This window comes from Actinomadura latina NBRC 106108 (assembly GCF_001552195.1).
GTDB classification, from domain to species: Bacteria; Actinomycetota; Actinomycetes; order Streptosporangiales; family Streptosporangiaceae; genus Spirillospora; species Spirillospora latina.
In genome coordinates this window covers 449,357-466,576 of record NZ_BCQS01000005.1, presented here as the reverse complement: position 1 = coordinate 466,576, position 17,220 = coordinate 449,357, and the positions used below count along the sequence as shown (strand labels likewise).

The following is a 17,220-nucleotide window of genomic DNA, read 5'->3' as shown; positions in this document are numbered from 1 at the left end:
GGGGTCAGAGGCGGGTCGTCGCGGACGGGCCCGAGGCGTCCAGCCCCGGCGGCGTGGACGACACCGCGGCCGGCGCGCGGGACGCGTCCAGCCGGGCGAGGGCGCGGGACACCGACGCGCCGGCGTCCGACCCGGCCTCCGCCAGGTGCTCCAGGCCCTCGTCGAGGTCGATGGCGTCCTCGGCGAGCCCGACGGTCAGCGCGATCGTCTCGCAGACCGCGTCCAGGTCGTCCAGGTAGAGGACGTTCTGGCCGAGGAGCCCGCGCCAGAAGTCCGCCAGCTCGCGGCTCCCGGAGTGGTAGGCGCCCTCGGGGATGATGAAGTACACGTCGTACTTGCGCTGCAGTTCCCGGACGAGGTCGGCGACCGGGACGTCCTCCGCCCGCTCGTCCCCGATGACCTTCGCGATCTCGCGCCGCTTCGCCTTCGGGTAGGCCAGCTCGTCGCCGATCATGAACAGGTAGCCGCGCCTGCCGCGCTTCTCGAAGCAGTCGATCGAGGTGTGCCGGGCCATGAAGTACATGGCCAGCTCGTACGACTCGCGCATCTGGCCGCCGCCCCCGCCTTCGAGGAGGATCTTGCCGAGGTCGTCGTCCATCCGGTTGTCGGCCTCGAACTGGCCGATCTGCAGCGGCGCCCGGTCGCAGGTCGCGTCGCCGACCGCGCCGAACAGGATGTGCGGGTCCTTGGCGTACCCCTTGCGCAGCAGCAGCCCGAGCAGGTCGGGGAGCTTGGTCTGCAGCGTCCGCGGCACGTTCCCCATCGAGCCGGTCACGTCGAACAGGACGCCGATCGCGAGCGACTCCGGGTGGTCGCCGGAGTCCCGGCTCTCCCGGGCGGTCACGCCGCGCGGGTCGAGGTCGGGGTGGACGGCGGTCGCGCCGCCGTCGGAGTAGGCGAACGCGCTGGCGCCGGTGGACGCGCGGTAGCTCGCGCGGGCGGCGTAGACGTCGGTGGACCAGTGTCCGCTTCCCATGGTGTTCTCCCTCAGTTCGGTGCGGGCAGGTGGAAGGGGCGGAAGCGCCGCCGGCCGTAGAGCCGCTCCAGCAGCTCGTCCAGCTCGGCCAGCAGCCGCCAGGCGTCGGACGGGCGCCGGTTCTGCGCGGGCAGCGTGCAGCCGCGCGCGAACGAGCGCATCGCCGGGGGCGCCTTGCCGCCCATCAGCTCGGTCATGCACCGGGTGGCCATGTAGATGTCGGTCGCGGGGCTCGCCGTCCGCCGCCCCGGCACCTCCGGGGCGTACCAGCCGGCGTACCGGCCGACCATCGCCGGGACGCGCCCGGACGGATCGGCGTGCGCGTAGCAGCCGGGAACGGAGTAGCACCAGTCGACGAGGACCAGGCCGTGCTTCTCCGGGTGGATCATCACGTGGTCGGGGAGGACCGCGCCGTGCAGGACGCCCGCGCGGTGCGCGAACCCGAGGGCGACCAGCAGCCGGCGCCACATCCACGCCGCGTCGCGCGGGTCCACGCCCTCCGGGTACGCCCTCCCGACCGCGGCCAGGCTGTGGAACCCGTCCAGCGCGGCGATCACGTTGGCCTGCCGCTGCGTCCCGGTCGCCGCGTCCCGGTGCCGGAACGACTCGACCAGGCGCGGGACGTACGGCAGGAACGTCCCGTCCCCGTCCTTGGGCAACTGGCGGAGCGCGACCGCCTCGCGCTCGACCAGGTCGCTGTCGCGGGGGTCGCGCGGCATCTTCAGCAGCACCGCGCGGCCGGCCTCGGGACGCGCGGGGTACAGCTCGGCGAGGTCGCCGCCGATCGGGTCGCCGTCCAGCCGGTACGCGTGGCGGCGGGTGGTGATCAGGCCGAGGTCGTCCCGGCTGTAGGCGCGCCACAGCGCGTTCAGCCTGATGAACGCGTCACGGGTGCGCCCGCCGGTCGCGTCCGGGTGGACGAGCCGGGCCAGCCGCCGGTAGCGCCGCGCCGCCTCCGCCTCGTCCGCGCCGAACAGGTCGGCCGGGACGCGCGCCCGGTCCAGCCGCGCCAGCGCGTCCTCCAGCGCGGTCATCTGATCTCCTCCTCCCGGCTCGGCCGCAGCAGTGCGGGATGCAGGAGGCGGGCGTCGCCGGGCCGGTAGAGCCGGGGCCGGGGGCCGCCGCGCCGGCCGCCCCGGTCGGACGTCGCGCCGGTGCCCTCCACGAACCCGGGCACCGACAGGACCTTCCGGTGGAAGTTGCCGGCGTGCAGCTCCTCGCCCCACACCGCCTCGTAGACCGACCGCAGCTCGGGGATCGTGAACTCGCGGCCGCAGAACGCCGTCGCGAGCGGGGTGTACTCCAGCTTCCCGCGCGCCCGCTCCAGCCCGTCGGACAGGATCCGGGCGTGGTCGAAGGCCAGCCGGCGGGTGGTGCCCGGGCGCTGGTCCCCGGACTCGGTGAGGCCCAGGGCGTCCACCGGGACCCACGCCGCGTCGGCCGCGTCGCCGCCCGCCTCCGGGTCGGGCAGCTCCGGCGCGAACGCGAGGTGGGCGACGGAGATGACGCGCATCCGCGGGTCGCGGCCCGGGGACCCGTACGTGCCGAGCTGCTCCAGGTGGACCCTCTCCAGGCGGGCACGGCCGGGCACGCCGCCCTTGGCGCTGAGCCCGGTCTCCTCGGCCAGCTCCCGGACGGCGGCGTCGGGCAGGTCCTCGGCGTCCGTGCCCCGCAGCGGGCCGCCCGCCTGGACGAAGCCGCCCGGCAGCGTCCACATGCCCGCGTACGGGGCTTCCCCCCGCCGGACCAGCAGGACGTGGAGGGCGCCGTCGCGGATCGTCAGCGCGACCACGTCCACCGTGACGGCGACCGGGTCGTAGTCGCGCGGGTCGTAGTTCGCGAGGAACTCGGCCTCGTCGCGCCTCGGTTCCGGGGTCATCCGCGTCCTTCCGTCATGCTCGGGGTGAGTAAGTCTCAAGTTGAGTTCATCTCTAATTGAGAACAACATACCCGGCAGGAGGCGGGGCGTCCAGTGCGATCGGACGACGAGAAGCGGGCGCCGTCCCCGCGAGGGGGAGCGGCGCCCGCTGCGTTCGGCGGAACTTCACAAAGAAGAAGTCCCGGGCGGAGGGCTCAGCGGTGGTGGCGGCCGCCGGGCGGCTCCTCGTCCTGGCCCTGCTCGCCGTACCCGGGCTCGCGGTACCCGGGCTCGCCGTACCCGGGCTCGCGGTAGGGCCGGTCACCGTAGGGCTGCTCGCCGGAACCGTACGGCCCGGCCGAGTAGGGGCCGGACGCGTACGGGTTCGCGACGCCCGGATCCACCGCGTACGGGTCGGCGTCCCGGCCCGGTCCGTACGAGCCCGGGGCATACCGGCCGGGCGTCCGGCCGCGCTCGTACTGCTCGTACTGCTCGTACTGCTCGGGCGGGGGCTGCTCGGCCGGGTACGGGTCCCGCGCGAACTGGCCGCCCGGCTGCCGCCCGGTCGAGTACCGGCCCGTCGGGTAGGGACTCTCCGGCGCGCCGGGCCGCCGGTCGCCCGGCCACGCGCCCGGCTCGTACGGCATCGGCTCGCCGGTCGCGGACCCGCCGACCGGCACCACCCCGGGCGGCAGGCTCCCGGGGGACTCGGGCGGGAGCGCTCCGGGCGGCGGCGCCGCGCCCAGCCGGGCGGCGACCGACGGAGCCGGCGGCGCGTCGAGCAGCAGCTTCATCTGGCTCTTCCGGCGGCCGTACACCAGGTACAGGGCGATGCCGACGGCCATCCAGACCGCGAAGTACGCCCACGTCCGCACCTCGAGGTTCAGCATCAGCCAGCCGACCGCGAAGATCGTCACGATCACGATCAGCGGCGCCGCGGGCATCCGGAACGGCCGGTGCAGGTCGGGCTGGGAGTGCCGCAGCGCGAGCACCGCGGCGGCGACGAACAGGAACGCGAAGAGCGTGCCGATCACCACAAGCTGCTCCAGCGTCAGCACGTCGATCGTCTGCGACATGATCACCGCCGCGCCGCCCGCGAGCAGCGTGGCGCGGGACGGCACCTTGTAGCGGCTCATCGCGGCGAGCGGGCGCGGCAGCAGCCCGTCCCGGGCCATCGAGAACAGCACCCGGGTCAGGCTGATCACCACCACCAGGATGACGGTGGTCAGCGCCAGCACCGCGCCCACGTCGACGATCTTGCCCATCGCGCCCGCGCCGACCTCGTCGAACGCGGCGGCGATCAGCAGCTTGTCCGGGTCGAGCTTGGCGAAGCCGTCCATCCCGACCATGCCGACCAGCGCGATGGCGACCGCCGCGTACAGCACGATCGCGGTCAGCAGGGCGGTGAGGATGCCGCGCGGCACCTTGCGGGGTGCGTCGTCGGTCTCCTCCGAGGCGGTCGCGATGAGGTCGAACCCGATGTAGGCGAACGCGATGGCCGGGGCGGCGGCGAACAGCCCCCAGACGCCGAACACGTGCGGGGTGCCGCCGCCGACCGCGCCGAGCAGGGCGTCCAGGACCGTCTGGGCGGCCTCCGGCGCCGGCCGCGCGGGCGGGACGAACGGGGTGAGGTTGCCGGCGTCGAAGAACTTCAGGCCGGTGGCGATGACGAGGCCGATCACGATGACCTTGGCCATCACCATGTACCAGAGCGTCTTCAGGCTCATCCGGCTGCCGGTGGCGAGCATCACCACGACCAGCAGCAGGATGCCGAGGGCCAGCACGTCCGGGCCCTTCACCTGGCCGATCACCTCGCCGAGCCAGCCCGGGATCGGCACCCCGAAGTCGTTCAGCGCCTGCGTGAAGTACAGCGACCACACCCGCGCGAGCACGGACGCGGCCAGCAGCAGCTCCATGATCAGCGCCCAGCCGACGACCCACGCCCACACCTCGCCGAACGCGACGTAGCTGAAGGAGTAGGCGCTGCCCGCCACCGGGATGATCGAGGACAGCTCGGCGAAGGCCAGCGCGGCCAGCACGCACACGCCGCCCGCGATGAGGAAGGAGATCAGCACGCCGGGGCCGGCGGTCGAGCTGGCCTGCTCGCCGGCGATCTTGAAAATGCCGGAGCCGATCATGACGCCGAGGCCGAGCACGACGAGATCGCGGGTCCGGTACACCACGCGGAGCCGGTGCCGCCCGCCGTAGAGCCGGCCGGTGGCCTGTTCGACGGGCAGCCGGCGGAACATGTTGTTGCGCATGCGCATGTCCAAGGTCATGGTGGGTCCCCCCAAGGCCTAGAACCCGCGCCGCTGTTCGCGAGGTGATGGCTTGTCGAAGTCCCTAAGAATTCACCACGTACGAGCATAATCGCAACGTTTTCGCGCGGATCGATGCCGTCTTGTCGTTGTCGCATCCTGCCAAAGCGCAGGTCGGCGACATGCCGCAGCGGCGTCCTCACGCTCGGCTGACCGGCCACCGGATCTTTTTCCATGGACCGTTCCGACCGAATACCCCCAATTTCCAATAGGGAAAGCGCTTACGATCTTTCTCGCGCACGGCGTCCGGGCCTGGCCGGTGCGGACGGTGGCATCGGCCGAAGATCGGTGGCACCGTAGGGGCGCCGCGTTCGTCTGGAGGTCAGGTGTCCCGCTCCCTCGCGCCCTCGAAAACGCCGTCGAAGCCGTCCGCCCGCGTGCGTCCCGGGCCGTCCCGCGTCCGGCGCCGCACGGCGCTCGCCGCCGCGGCGGCCCTCGCCGCGTCGCTGGCCGTCCCCGCCGCCGCGGCCACCGCCGCGTCCGCCGCGCCCGCACCGCATCCGGGCCGTCCGGCGCCGCCGGCCAAGCAGCCGGTCGCGACCGGCGTCGGCGGCGCCGTCTCCACCGTCGACCTGGACGCCAGCCGGACGGCCCTCGACGTCCTGAAGCACGGCGGCAACGCGATGGACGCGGCCGTCGCCGCCGGCGCCGCGCTCGGCGTCACCGAGCCGTTCGTGTCCGCGATCGGCGGCGGCGGCTACATCACCTACTACGACGCGCGGACGCGGCGCGTCTACGCGCTCGACGGCCGCGAGTTCGCGCCGGAGCGCATGAAGCGGGACTCCTTCATCGACCCGGCCACCGGCGCGCCGCTGCCGTTCGACCAGGCGGTCACCAGCGGGCTCGGCGTCGGCGTGCCCGGCACCCTCGCCCAGTGGGACCTCGCGCTGCGCCGCTTCGGCACCCGCGACCTCGGCGCCCTGCTGCGGCCCGCGATCAAGATCGCCGACCGCGGATTCGTCGTCGACCAGGAATTCCACGACCAGACGGCGGCGAACGAGGCCCGCTTCCGCGACATCGTCCCCACCCGGAAGCTGTTCCTGCCGGACGGGAAGGTCCCCGAGGTCGGCTCGGTCTTCCGCAACCCCGACCTCGCCGACACCTACCGGCAGCTGGCGAAGCGCGGCACCGGCTGGTTCTACCGGGGCGGGCTCGGCAGGGAGATCGCCCGGACGGTCGCCGAGCCGCCCGTCGACCCGGACGCGGCCCGCAACGTCCGCCCCGGCCTGATGGAGCGCGGTGACCTCGCCGCCTACCGGGCGGTGGTGCGCAAGCCCACGCACGTCCCCTACCGGGGGACGGACGTGTACGGCATGCCGCCGTCGTCGTCCGGCGGCGCCACGATCGGCGAGGCGCTGAACATCCTGGGCAACTTCCGCCTCGACGCCCGCGACCCGGTCACGGCCCTGCACTACTACCTGGAGGCGTCCAAGCTCGCCTACGCCGACCGCGGCCGCTACCTCGGCGACTCCGACAAGGTGGACGTGCCGCTGGACGAACTGCTGTCCGCCGGGTTCGCCCGCGAGCGCGCCTGCCTGATCAGGCCGGACCGGGCCGCGCCCGCTCCCGTCGCGCCCGGCTCGCCCGACGGGACCTACGAGCCCTGCGTCCCGCCCGGCACGCAGACCCGCGCGCTGGCGTTCGAGGGCCCGCAGACCACCCACCTCGTCGTCGCCGACAAGTGGGGGAACGTCGTCTCCTACACGGTGTCGATCGAGCAGTTCGGCGGCAGCGGCATCACCGTCCCCGGCCGCGGCTTCCTGCTCAACAACGAGCTGACCGACTTCTCGTTCCAGCCGCCCGCGCCCGGCCAGGCGCCCGACCCGAACCTGCCCGGCCCGCACAAGCGCCCGCGCAGCAGCATGTCCCCGACGCTCGTGCTCAAGGACGGCCGGCCGAAGCTCGCGCTCGGCACCCCCGGCGGTTCGACGATCATCACGACCGTGCTGCAGATCCTGATGAACCGCATCGACCTCGGCATGGACCTGCCCGCCGCCCTCGACGCGCCCCGCGCGACGCAGCGCAACACTCCGCTCGTGTACGCCGAGCAGCCGTTCATCGACCGGTACGGCCGCGGCCTCGCCGCGCGGGGGCACCGGCTGGCGGTCTTCCCCGGCCCGCCGGCGGGCGTGATCGGCGCCGCGACCGGGCTGGAGTTCCTGCGGCCCGGCCTCGTCCAGGCGGTCGCGGAGCCGACCCGGCGCGGCGGCGGCAGCGCGCTGGTCGTCCACCCGGCCCGGTGATCGAGCCGGTGATGGCGTGCGCGGACGGTGAGCGGGAAGGAGTCGTGCCATGGCGCACTCTTACGTGCAGGTGACGACCACGACCGACTCCCGGGCGGAGGCCGCCGAGCTCGCGCGGTCGGCGGTCGCCGAGCGGCTCGTGGCCTGCGCGCAACTGGTCGGGCCGATCGCCAGCACCTACTGGTGGGAGGGCGAGATCGAGTCGGCGGAGGAGTGGATGGTGCTCTTCAAGACCTCCGCCGACCGGTTCGACGAGCTGGCCTCCCTGATCACCGAGGGGCACTCCTACGACACCCCGGAGATCATCGCGACCCCGGTGGTGGCGGGCAGCATGGACTACCTCGCCTGGATCACCGAGCAGACCGAGCCCGGCGCACGCGACGACGCGGTGGAGGACCTCGCCGAAGACGACTGACCCCTGGCCGTGTGACCTGGGTCATGGCAGGGTAAGTTCTTGTTTACCCTGGCCGGACGTTTGATGTCCGGTTTGTGGCGAAGGGAAGGCGGTCGACGTGCGCGACTCGAGCGAGGTGGGCGCGGACCACGGGCTGTTCGGGCCCGGCTCGGTGACCTGGCGGGTCATGGGCGAGCCCGTGCTGATGGTCGGCGGGATCCGGGCGCTGCTGCTGCAGGCCCTCCATCCCCGCTCCATGTGGGGCACCGCGCAGAACTCCGAGCTCATGGACCCCTCCGCGGCGTGGGCGCGGCTGACCCGGACCGTCGAGTTCGTCCGCGTCCGCACCTACGGGACGGAGGAGGACGTCGAGCGGGTGGGCCGCCGCGTGCGCCGGCTGCACGGCAAGCTCACCGGCCTCGACATGCGGACCGGCGAGACGTTCCCGATCGACGACCCGGAGAACCTGCTCTGGGTCCACATGGGCGAGGTCGACTCCTACCTGGACGTGGCGCGCCGCGCCGGCGTCCCGCTCACCGCCGGGGACGCCGACACCTTCGTGGACGAGCAGCGCCGCGCCGCCGAGGTCGTCGGGCTCGACCCGGCGGACGTGCCCGCGACGGTCGCGGAGATGCGGGAGTACTACGCGGAGATGCGGCGGCGGATCTGGGCGTGCCGGGAGGCGCGCGAGGGGCTGCGCCGCATGTTCAGCCCGGCCGTCCCGCGCCACCTGCTGCCGCTGAAGCTCGCCGCGCCCGCCGTCGGGACGCTGACGGTCGCGACGCTGCCGCGCTGGGCCCGCCGCCTGTACGGGCTGCCGGGGCTGCCCACGTCCGACCTGGCGGCGACGCTGACGCTGAAGGGGCTCTACCGCACCTCGCATGTCGTCCCGGAGCGGTACCGGTACTCGCCGGACGCCCAGCGGGCCAGGCGCCTCACGCGCGAGCACGAGACGGGCCTGGCCACCTGGTCGATCGCGTCCTGACCGGGCTCACGCCATCGGCGGGGGCGCGTCCACGTTCTCGTTGTGCTCGGCGCCGTGGCGCGGCAGCAGCAGCGCCGGGACGATCAGCGCGGCGGTGAGGATCAGCGCCACCCAGAACGTGGCGCCGAACGCGTCCGCCAGCTTCGGCGCGATCTGCTGCCGCACCTGCTCCGGGATCGAGCCGACGCCGCCCGCGCCGCCCGCCCCGGCCGCCTGCGGGATCCGGTCGCCGATCTCGCGGGACAGGATGACGGCCAGCAGCGCCGTGCCGACCGACCCGCCGAGCTGCATGATGATGTTCAGCGTGCTGCTCGCCCGCGAGACCGCCTCGCGGCGCAGCGTCGTGAGCGCGGCCGACATGGTCGGCATCATCGTGCAGCCGAGCCCGATGCCGCGCACGACCAGCGAGCCGCCGAGCAGCCAGTAGGACGTGTCCGCCTCCACCATCGTGAACGGGACGGTGCCGAGCACCAGCAGGACGATGCCGGCCGGCACGATGCGGCCGGCGCCGAACCGGTCGGTGATGACGCCGGCCAGCGGCATCGCGAGCGCCGCGCCGACTCCCTGCGGCGCCAGCAGCAGGCCCGCGTTGAACGCGCCCTCGCCGCGCGCCGTCTGGTAGAAGAGCGGGATCAGCAGCATCGAGCCCATCAGCGCGATGCCGACGAGGAACACCGCGACGGACGCGGTCGCGAACGTCCGGTCGGTGAACAGCCGCACGTCGATCAGGGCGCGCTCGCGGAGGCGCAGGCTGTGCAGCGCGAAGAGGGCGACCAGGGCGGCGCCGGCGGCCAGCCAGCCGATCGTCCTGGAGTTGCCGAAGCCGCCCTCGCTGCCCGCGGTGGACAGCCCGTAGATCAGCAGCGCGAACCCGGGCGGCAGCAGGAACAGCCCGCGCAGGTCGAGCGCCGACGCGCCGCCCTCGCCCCGGCCGCGCGGCACCTTCCACCAGGCCAGCGCGAAGGCCAGCACACCGACCGGCACGTTCACGAAGAAGATCCACCGCCAGTCGACGTCCTCGACCAGCCAGCCGCCGATCACCGGGCCGAGGACGGGGCCGAGCAGCATCGGGACGCCGACGATGCTCATGATCCGGCCGAGCCGGCGCGGCCCGGCCGCCATCGTCAGGATCGCCATGCCGGTCGGCATCAGCATGCCGCCGCCGAGCCCCTGCAGCACCCGGAAGACGATCAGCGACCCGATGTTCCACGCCAGGCCGGACAGCACCGACCCGGCCACGAAGAGCACGATCGACGTCAGCCACACCCGCCGGCCGCCGAACCTGTCGACGGCCCAGCCGGTGAGCGGGATGACGCTGCCCATGGCCAGCAGGTAGCCGGTGATGACCCACTGGATCGTGGACAGGTCCGTGGCGAAGTCGCGCCCGAGGGTCTCCAGCGCCACGTTGACGATCGTGGTGTCCAGGATCGCCATCAGCGTGCCGGCCACGATCACGAGGCCGAGCACGATCGTCTGCCGGTCGAGCCGCTCACCGCCGCCGGAGCCGCCCGGCGGCGCCACCTTGGTGGACGGACTTTCGGCCATGGTCGTCCCCCTTGCCAGAAGTTCCGGTAGCCCCGAGTCCCCGCGGCTCAAGACGTGAAACACCTTGAAGTTCAATATTTTGCAGTGCATCACGATATGTGTTGAACTTCAAGGTATGTCCGAGGATCGCTTCGCCACCGACGCGTCGATCGACGCCGATCTGGAGGCGATGGTCCAGCTCATGGGCCGGACGGTGCGCGGAATGAAGGGCGGGCACGCCGAGGCCGAGGACCTCATCCGCCGCGTGAAGGCCGCCGGGCTCGGGCCCCGGCACGTGCCCGCGCTGATGCAGCTCGTCCTGCACGGCCCGGCGCCCGTGGGCGTCCTCGCCCGGCACATGGCGCTCAGCCCCGCCACGGTCAGCCAGCTGGTCGGCGAGCTGCAGCGCGGCGGCTTCGTCGAGCGGCGGCCGGACGAGCGGGACCGCCGCCGCATGATCGTCAGCCTGGCCGAGGCGCACCGCGAGACGATCGAGCGGTTCGCCTGGCGCCGGCTGCGCCCGCTGCGGACCACGCTGGAGACGCTCACCCCGACGGAGCGGCGGCACTTCCTGCACGGCTGGCGCACGCTGGCCGAGAACATGGAGCGCAGCGGGCCGCGCGCCCCCGGCGGCGGGGGACCGGGCTGCCCCGGCGAGTGATCAGCCGCGGCGCATGAGCCGCCCGACGGCCGCCATCAGCTCGGTGGACATCGCGTCCCCCTTGCCCTCCTCGGCGCCCTCCGCCACGCAGTGCCGGACGTGCCCGTCCAGCAGGCCGAGCGCCACCTTGTCGAGGGCCGCCTGGACGGCGCTGATCTGGGTGAGGATGTCGATGCAGTAGCGGTCGTCCTCGACCATCCGGTCGATGCCGCGCACCTGTCCCTCGATCCGGGCCAGCCGGGTCTGCAGCTGGTCCTTCGTGGCGGTGTACCCGCGGGTGGGGGTCTCGCTGGTCGCCATTGCCGTCCTCCGCAATCCTTCCGAGGGCGCACGCCCGGGTACCCCTGGGGGACATCCCCCAACAGGTACCTTATGCGCTGGCGCGGACCGCGGCCCCGGGCTACGGCGCCGGGACGTTCCAGGCGCTGATGACCGGCCGGTCGTGCTCGGTGCCGAGCACCGACAGCGTCCCGGTGGCGAGCGCGAACAGCCGTCCCAGCGCGGGCTCCAGGCCGAGCCAGCGCGCCGTCAGCACCCGCAGGAAGTGCCCGTGCGCGACGAGCGCGACGTCGCCCTCCGCCGGGAGCGGCCCCACCCTCGCGAGCACCGCGTCGGCCCGCGCGCCGACCTGCTCGACGGTCTCGCCCGGATGGCCGGCGCCGCCCGGGACCACCCCGTCGTCCCACAGGAACCAGCCGGGCCGCTCCTTGCGGATGTCGGCCGTGCTGATCCCCTCGTAGCCGCCGTAGTCCCACTCCCACAGGCCGGGGTCGACGTCGTCCACGGGGAGCCCGGCCAGCTCGGCGGTCCGCCGCGCCCGCTCGGCCGGGCTGACCAGCGTCCGCGCGATGCGCCGGCCCTTGAGCGCCCCGCGCAGCGCCCGCGCCTGCTCCTCGCCGCGCGCCGTCAGCGGCAGGTCCGTCAGCCCCGTGTGCCGGCGCGCCCGGCTCCACTCCGTCTCCCCGTGCCGCACCAAGATCAGCTCACCCATGGTGGAGTGTCTACCCGCCGCGGCGGCGTCCCGGAACCCCCGGGACGGGGGAGGGCGAGGGTGAGATCTGTCAGTCCAGGATCGAGGCGAGGGGCGTGTAGGGCAGGCCGTGGGCCTCGGCGACGTGGTCGTAGACGAGTTCGCCGGCGTGCGTGTTGAGGCCGCGGGCCAGGGCGCCGTTCGACCGGAGGGCGCCCTGCCAGCCCTTGCCGGCGATCTGGACGGCGTAGGGGAGCGTGACGCCGGTGAGGGCGTAGGTGGAGGTGTTCGGGACCGAGCCGGGCATGTTCGCCACGCAGTAGAAGATCGAGCCGTGCACCGTGTAGGTCGGGTCCGCGTGCGTGGTGGGACGGGAGTCCTCGAAGCAGCCGCCCTGGTCGATGGCGATGTCCACCAGGACGGATCCGGCCTTCATGCCGGCGACCAGGTCGTTGGAGATCAGCTTGGGCGCGCGGGCGCCGGGGATCAGCACGGCGCCGATGACGAGGTCGGCGGCGCGCGCCTCCTGCTCGACCGTGTAGGCGCTGGACACGAGGGTCCGGAGGCGGCCCTGGTAGATGGCGTCGATGCGGCGGAGGCGGTCGACGTTCACGTCCAGGACGGTCACGTCCGCGCCCATCCCGACGGCGATCTGCGCCGCGTTGAGGCCGGACACGCCGCCGCCGATGACGACGACCCTGGCGGGCGCGACACCGGGCACGCCGCCCGGCAGCACGCCGCGCCCGCCGTTGGACGCCATCAGGTTGTACGCGCCGACCTGCGGGGCGAGCCGCCCGGCGACCTCCGACATGGGGGCGAGCAGCGGCAGCGAGCGGTCCGGCAGCTGGACGGTCTCGTAGGCGATCGCGGTGACGCCGGCCGCCAGCAGCGCGTCGGTGCACGCGCGGGACGCGGCGAGGTGCAGGTAGGTGAACAGGACCTGGCCGCGGCGCATCCGGTGGTACTCCGGCGCGACCGGCTCCTTGACCTTGAGGATCAGGTCGCCCTCGGCCCACACCTCGTCCGGGCCGTCCAGGATCTTGGCGCCCGCGGCGGCGTAGTCGTCGTCGGGGATCGCCGACCCCAGGCCGGCGCCCCGCTCGACGAACACCTCGTGGCCGTGCCGGGTCAGCTCGTGCACGCCCGCCGGCGTGCTGGCCACCCGGTACTCGTGGTTCTTGATCTCTCGCGGCACACCGATCTTCACCGGGGGCTCCTCCGTCAGCGCTGACCAGGACCTATGCCTCCAGCGTGCGGCCCGGAGCGCGCCTCCGGCCATGAGCAGTGTGTCAACGCATCGACCCCGTCGACGACACCGTGTAAAGCGCCCCTGGTGACGGGGCCGGCGCCGTCACGGTCACGGCTTGCGGGCGATCCCCCCGTACATGAGGCGGTGGCCGACGGTCAGCTCGGCGGGCACCTCCCCCTCGGGCCGCCACAGCGGCAGCGGGACGAGGCCGGGGTCGAGGAGCTCCAGGCCGTCGAAGTACCGGCTGATCTCCGCGGGCGTCCGGAACCGGCCGGTGCCGAGCAGCCCCTGGTACTGCGCCTCGGCGTCGACGGCCTCCTGGCTGGACGCGCAGAAGCACGTGACGAACAGGTGGCTGCCGGACGGCACCGCGTCCATCAGCGTCTCGACGATGCCCTGCGGGTCCTCGTCGTCGTGCAGGTGGTGCAGGATGCCGACCAGCATGACGCCGACCGGCCGGTCGAAGTCGATCAGCCGCCGGACGTCCTCGTGGGCGAGGATCTTCGCCGGCTCGCGCAGGTCTGCGGTGATGACCGTCGTGTTCGCGTTCTCCGCCAGCAGCGCCCGCCCGTGCGCGAGGACGATCGGGTCGTTGTCGACGTAGACCACCCGCGCGCCTGGCGCGGCGGCCTGCGCGACCTGGTGGGTGTTCTGCACGGTCGGCAGCCCCGAGCCGAGGTCGAGGAACTGGCGGATGCCCGCCTCGCCGGCCAGGTACCGCACCCCGCGGCCGAGGATCTCCCGGTTGTAGGCGGCGACGTCGTAGATCTCCGGGATGATCTTCACGATCTCGTTGACGAAGGCCCGGTCGACCTCGAAGTTGTCCTTGCCCCGCAACACCACGTCGTAGGTCCGAGCGATGCTCGGCTTCGTGGTGTCGATCCCGAGGGACGCCCAGTCGTACTGCTCTTCGGTCATACCGCGCCCGCCTCGTGCCGCTGTTGAGTTCTCGAAGTCCGCCGCCGGTCGAATGGTAAACGAATGACCGCGCGATGGTCTTGGAAGTGGCGAATGTTCGCTGGAACGTTGCACGCTACGGGCGCAGCGGAAGCCACTCGTCGGCGATCGCGACCGTCAGCTGCTCCAGCAGCGGCCCGGTGCGCCGGACGCGGCGCTCCTCGTCCGGCTCGATGTCGGCCAGCGCGTACGCGGCCTGGATCCGCGCCTTGCGGAGCTGCTCGCCGGTGAGCGCGCGGCGGCCGGCCACCGCGACGACCGGTGCGCCCGCCCGCGCGGCGGCGCGGGCCGCCTGGATCGGCGCGGTGCCGCGCAGCGACCGGGTGTCGAGGGTGCCCTCGCCGGTGACGACGAGCCGTGCGCCGCGCGCCTTCCCGGCGAACCCCAGCAGGTCGAGCAGCAGCGCCGGGCCGGGCTCGATCGTCGCGCCGAGGAAGGTGAGCGCGGCGAACCCGACGCCGCCGGACGTCCCGGCGCCGGGCAGGTCGCGGGCCGCGCTGCGCGCCGCCGCCTCCGCGAGGTCGGCCCAGCGGCGCAGGCCCGCGTCCAGCACCCGCACCTCGTCGCGGCTCGCGCCGCGGCGCGGGCCGTCCACGGCCGCGGCGCCGCCGCGGCCGAGCAGCGGCCCCGCGGAGTCGCCCGCCACCACCACCTCGACGCCCGACAGGTCCGGCAAGCCGCGCAGGTCGAGGGCGTGCAGCGAGCGCAGCGCCGCCCCGCCGGGCGGCAGGTCCTTGCCGAGCGCGTCCAGCAGCCGCCCGCCGAGCCCCTGGACGAGGCCGGCGCCGCCGTCGGTGCAGGCGCCGCCGCCGAGGCCGAGCACGATCCGGCGGGCGCCGAGCCGCACCGCGTGCGCGATCAGCTGGCCCGTCCCGAGGCTGGAGGCGGTGAGCGGGCGCGGCTTGCCGCCCGGCAGCCGGCGCAGCCCGGACGCCTCGGCCAGCTCCACCACCGCGCTGCGGCCGTCCAGCGCCAGCCGCGCGGTGACCGGCCGGCCCGTCGGCCCGCACACCTCGACCTCGACCCGCCGCCACCCGGCCGTCACCGCGGCCTCCACGGTGCCCTCGCCGCCGTCGGCCACCGGCAGCTCCACCAGCGGGACCACCGGCCGGGCGCGGCGCAGCCCGGCCGCCAGATGCCGGGCCGCCTGCGCCGCGGTCAGCGCCCCCGGGAACCTGTCAGGCGCCAGCAGGACGTGACCTGGCGGAGACGGACGGGAGGGAGAGTCCGCGGACACCACAGCCACGCCTTTCACGCCGGGAGGTAAAGCCCTACCTTCTGCTTACGCCATGACGGCACTATTTGACACCCGCAAACGCGTCCGAGAGTCTCAAATGGCCGCAGAGCCGTGTTCTCCCGGGGTGGTCAGCGCACGTTCAGCCACTGCTCGATCGGGTTGATCGCGAAGAAGATCAGGAACAGCACCACCACCGGCCACAGCCAGATCGACACCTCGCGGATCTTGCCCTTGGCCAGCTTGATCAGCGCGTAGGCGACCATCCCGCCGCCGATCCCGATGGTGATCGAGAACGTGAACGGCATGAGGATGATGGTGAGGAACGCCGGGATCGTCAGCTCCAGGTCGGTCCAGTCCACCTTCGCGACCTGCGTCATCATCAGTGCGCCGACGACGACCAGCGCGGGCGCGGCGGCCTGCGCCGGGACGGTCGCGGCGAGCGGGGTGAGGAACAGCGTCACCGCGAACAGCGCGCCGGTGGCGATGTTGGCGAGGCCGGTCCGGGCGCCCTCGCCGACGCCGGCCGCGGACTCCACGAACACCGTGTTGGCGGACGAGCTGGTGACGCCGCCGAACGCGGCGGACAGGCCGTCCACCGACAGGATCCGGCCGAGCCGCGGGACCTGGCCCTTCTCGTCCAGCAGGCCCGCCTCGTCGCTGACCCCGAGGATCGTGCCCATCGCGTCGAAGAAGCCCGACAGCACCAGGGTGAACAGCACGACCAGCGCGGTGATGATCCCGGCCCGGCCGAACCCGCCGAACAGGTCGAACTCCCCGAAGAGCCCGAAGTCGGGCGCCGCGAACAGCTTGTCGGGCATGTTCGGGGTGACGATGCCCCAGCCGCCCTCCTTGACGGACGCGTTCTCCTGGATGAGCACCGCGCCGACCGTCCCGGCGATGATGCTGATCAGGATCGCGCCCGGCACCCGCCGCACATAGAGGACGATCATCAGCAGCAGGGTGAGCGCGAAGACCAGCGTCGGCCACGTCTCCAGGTGGCCGCCGGTGCCGAGGGACAGCGGCGGGCTGGTGGCGCTGGAGGTGACGAACCCCGAGTCGTAGAGGCCGACCAGCGCGATGAACGCGCCGATGCCGACCGCGATCGCGTGCTTGAGCGCCAGCGGGATCGAGTTCATGATCCGCTCGCGGATGCCGGTGAGCGCCAGCACCACGATCACCGCGCCCTCGATCACCACCAGGCCCATCGCCTGCGGCCAGGTCATCACCGGCGCCGCCTGGAACGCCACGACCGCGTTGATGCCGAGGCCCGCGGCGAGCGCCAGCGGCGCGTTGCCCACCAGGCCCATGATCACCGTGGCGATCGCGGCGGACAGCGCGGTCATCGTGGTCAGCTGCGGGATCGACAGCGTCGCGCCGGTGACGTCCTTCGCCCCGCCGAGGATGATCGGGTTCAGCAGGATGATGTAGGCCATCGCGAAGAACGTGGTGACCCCGCCGCGCAGCTCGCGCGCGACGGTCGTATCGCGCCCCCGGAGGTCGAACAGCCGCTCCAGCGGCCCGCCCCCGCCGGCCGGCGGCGATTCGTCGGTCTTCCCGGTATTGATCTTGGACATGGCGGGCGCTCATCTCTGCGCGGCGGTTGTTCCGGCGGCGTGGTCCGGATTCGGGCGAGGCACAGGTTAGCCGGTGCGGACTCCGGAGCGTGACGGGGGCGGGGCGTCCGCTATAGCCTGCGCTGGTGCGAATTCGAACACGCTTCGGTACCGAATACGGCGAATCGCGGGCCTGACCGGCCGGGACATCGGCACACTTGGGGATCGAGTCGGCTTCTTCCTCGCCCGGCGCGCGGCGAGCACCCTGTGGTGAAAACTTGTAGGCGGTGGTCAC

16 protein-coding genes are annotated in these 17,220 nt (G+C 73.4%); 5 read left to right on the top strand and 11 right to left on the bottom strand.

Annotation, left to right across the window (positions count from 1 at the left end; genetic code table 11):
- Positions 1–4 precede the first annotated feature (4 nt).
- The 4 genes from AL2_RS08455 to AL2_RS08440 form a co-directional block, all read right to left on the bottom strand.
- On the bottom strand, positions 5–976 hold the full coding sequence (locus tag AL2_RS08455; protein WP_067631644.1) for a hypothetical protein: 972 nt from the start codon (positions 974–976) through the stop codon (positions 5–7).
- Positions 977–987: 11 nt separating this feature from the next.
- Positions 988–2,010: a serine/threonine-protein kinase gene (locus AL2_RS08450; protein WP_067631642.1), complete on the bottom strand. Its 1,023-nt coding sequence runs from the start codon at positions 2,008–2,010 to the stop codon at positions 988–990.
- Positions 2,007–2,855, bottom strand: a complete 849-nt coding sequence (locus AL2_RS08445) for an NUDIX hydrolase (RefSeq protein ID WP_067631640.1) — start codon at positions 2,853–2,855, stop codon at positions 2,007–2,009. The genes AL2_RS08450 and AL2_RS08445 overlap by 4 nt, the downstream gene beginning before the upstream one ends.
- A gap of 194 nt (positions 2,856–3,049) precedes the next feature.
- Positions 3,050–5,113: an APC family permease gene (locus AL2_RS08440; RefSeq protein ID WP_245666446.1), complete on the bottom strand. Its 2,064-nt coding sequence runs from the start codon at positions 5,111–5,113 to the stop codon at positions 3,050–3,052.
- A gap of 365 nt (positions 5,114–5,478) precedes the next feature.
- Between AL2_RS08440 and ggt the strand changes: the two genes are divergently transcribed.
- From ggt to AL2_RS08425, 3 genes are all read left to right on the top strand, one after another.
- On the top strand, positions 5,479–7,395 hold the full coding sequence (gene ggt / locus AL2_RS08435) for a gamma-glutamyltransferase (RefSeq protein WP_157438058.1): 1,917 nt from the start codon (positions 5,479–5,481) through the stop codon (positions 7,393–7,395).
- 49 nt (positions 7,396–7,444) lie between these two features.
- Positions 7,445–7,810 carry a divalent-cation tolerance protein CutA gene (gene cutA / locus AL2_RS08430; RefSeq protein ID WP_067631636.1) on the top strand — a complete coding sequence of 122 codons (366 nt, stop codon included), beginning with the start codon at positions 7,445–7,447 and terminating at the stop codon, positions 7,808–7,810.
- Positions 7,811–7,907: 97 nt separating this feature from the next.
- Positions 7,908–8,774, top strand: a complete 867-nt coding sequence (locus AL2_RS08425) for an oxygenase MpaB family protein (protein WP_067631634.1) — start codon at positions 7,908–7,910, stop codon at positions 8,772–8,774.
- Between the two features lie 6 nt (positions 8,775–8,780).
- On the opposite strand, the gene AL2_RS08420 is transcribed toward AL2_RS08425, so the two are convergent.
- Positions 8,781–10,319 (bottom strand): MDR family MFS transporter, encoded by a 1,539-nt coding sequence (locus AL2_RS08420; protein WP_067631632.1) that lies wholly within the window; start codon positions 10,317–10,319, stop codon positions 8,781–8,783.
- Between the two features lie 115 nt (positions 10,320–10,434).
- On the opposite strand from AL2_RS08420, the gene AL2_RS08415 reads away from it, so the two are divergent.
- Positions 10,435–10,959: a MarR family transcriptional regulator gene (locus tag AL2_RS08415; RefSeq protein ID WP_067631630.1), complete on the top strand. Its 525-nt coding sequence runs from the start codon at positions 10,435–10,437 to the stop codon at positions 10,957–10,959.
- Here the strand turns inward: AL2_RS08415 and AL2_RS08410 are convergent, their stop codons facing one another.
- The 6 genes from AL2_RS08410 to AL2_RS08385 form a co-directional block, all read right to left on the bottom strand.
- Complete coding sequence (locus AL2_RS08410) at positions 10,960–11,259, bottom strand: metal-sensitive transcriptional regulator (RefSeq protein WP_067631628.1); 300 nt, start codon at positions 11,257–11,259, stop codon at positions 10,960–10,962.
- Between the two features lie 100 nt (positions 11,260–11,359).
- A complete protein-coding gene (locus AL2_RS08405; protein ID WP_067631626.1) occupies positions 11,360–11,950 on the bottom strand; it encodes a histidine phosphatase family protein in 591 nt (196 codons plus the stop codon).
- A gap of 70 nt (positions 11,951–12,020) precedes the next feature.
- Entirely contained in the window at positions 12,021–13,136 is a 1,116-nt protein-coding gene (ald, locus tag AL2_RS08400; protein WP_067631623.1) for an alanine dehydrogenase, read from the bottom strand.
- A gap of 150 nt (positions 13,137–13,286) precedes the next feature.
- Complete coding sequence (locus AL2_RS08395; RefSeq protein ID WP_067631621.1) at positions 13,287–14,096, bottom strand: SAM-dependent methyltransferase; 810 nt, start codon at positions 14,094–14,096, stop codon at positions 13,287–13,289.
- Positions 14,097–14,211: 115 nt separating this feature from the next.
- Positions 14,212–15,375 (bottom strand): glycerate kinase, encoded by a 1,164-nt coding sequence (locus tag AL2_RS08390; RefSeq protein ID WP_439951360.1) that lies wholly within the window; start codon positions 15,373–15,375, stop codon positions 14,212–14,214.
- Positions 15,376–15,500: 125 nt separating this feature from the next.
- Positions 15,501–16,946: an NCS2 family permease gene (locus AL2_RS08385; RefSeq protein WP_067631619.1), complete on the bottom strand. Its 1,446-nt coding sequence runs from the start codon at positions 16,944–16,946 to the stop codon at positions 15,501–15,503.
- 73 nt (positions 16,947–17,019) lie between these two features.
- On the opposite strand from AL2_RS08385, the gene AL2_RS39720 reads away from it, so the two are divergent.
- On the top strand, positions 17,020–17,199 hold the full coding sequence (locus AL2_RS39720; protein ID WP_157438057.1) for a helix-turn-helix domain-containing protein: 180 nt from the start codon (positions 17,020–17,022) through the stop codon (positions 17,197–17,199).
- The last annotated feature ends 21 nt before the right edge of the window (positions 17,200–17,220 follow it).

Coding starts and splice junctions, on each gene's coding strand:
- AL2_RS08455 (WP_067631644.1), bottom strand. CDS start 976: ATGGGAAGCGGACACTGGTCCACCGACGTCTACGCCGCCCGCGCGAGC.
- AL2_RS08450 (WP_067631642.1), bottom strand. CDS start 2,010: ATGACCGCGCTGGAGGACGCGCTGGCGCGGCTGGACCGGGCGCGCGTC.
- AL2_RS08445 (WP_067631640.1), bottom strand. CDS start 2,855: ATGACCCCGGAACCGAGGCGCGACGAGGCCGAGTTCCTCGCGAACTAC.
- AL2_RS08440 (WP_245666446.1), bottom strand. CDS start 5,113: ATGACCTTGGACATGCGCATGCGCAACAACATGTTCCGCCGGCTGCCC.
- cutA (WP_067631636.1), top strand. CDS start 7,445: ATGGCGCACTCTTACGTGCAGGTGACGACCACGACCGACTCCCGGGCG.
- AL2_RS08420 (WP_067631632.1), bottom strand. CDS start 10,319: ATGGCCGAAAGTCCGTCCACCAAGGTGGCGCCGCCGGGCGGCTCCGGC.
- AL2_RS08415 (WP_067631630.1), top strand. CDS start 10,435: ATGTCCGAGGATCGCTTCGCCACCGACGCGTCGATCGACGCCGATCTG.
- AL2_RS08410 (WP_067631628.1), bottom strand. CDS start 11,259: ATGGCGACCAGCGAGACCCCCACCCGCGGGTACACCGCCACGAAGGAC.
- AL2_RS08405 (WP_067631626.1), bottom strand. CDS start 11,950: ATGGGTGAGCTGATCTTGGTGCGGCACGGGGAGACGGAGTGGAGCCGG.
- AL2_RS08395 (WP_067631621.1), bottom strand. CDS start 14,096: ATGACCGAAGAGCAGTACGACTGGGCGTCCCTCGGGATCGACACCACG.
- AL2_RS08385 (WP_067631619.1), bottom strand. CDS start 16,946: ATGTCCAAGATCAATACCGGGAAGACCGACGAATCGCCGCCGGCCGGC.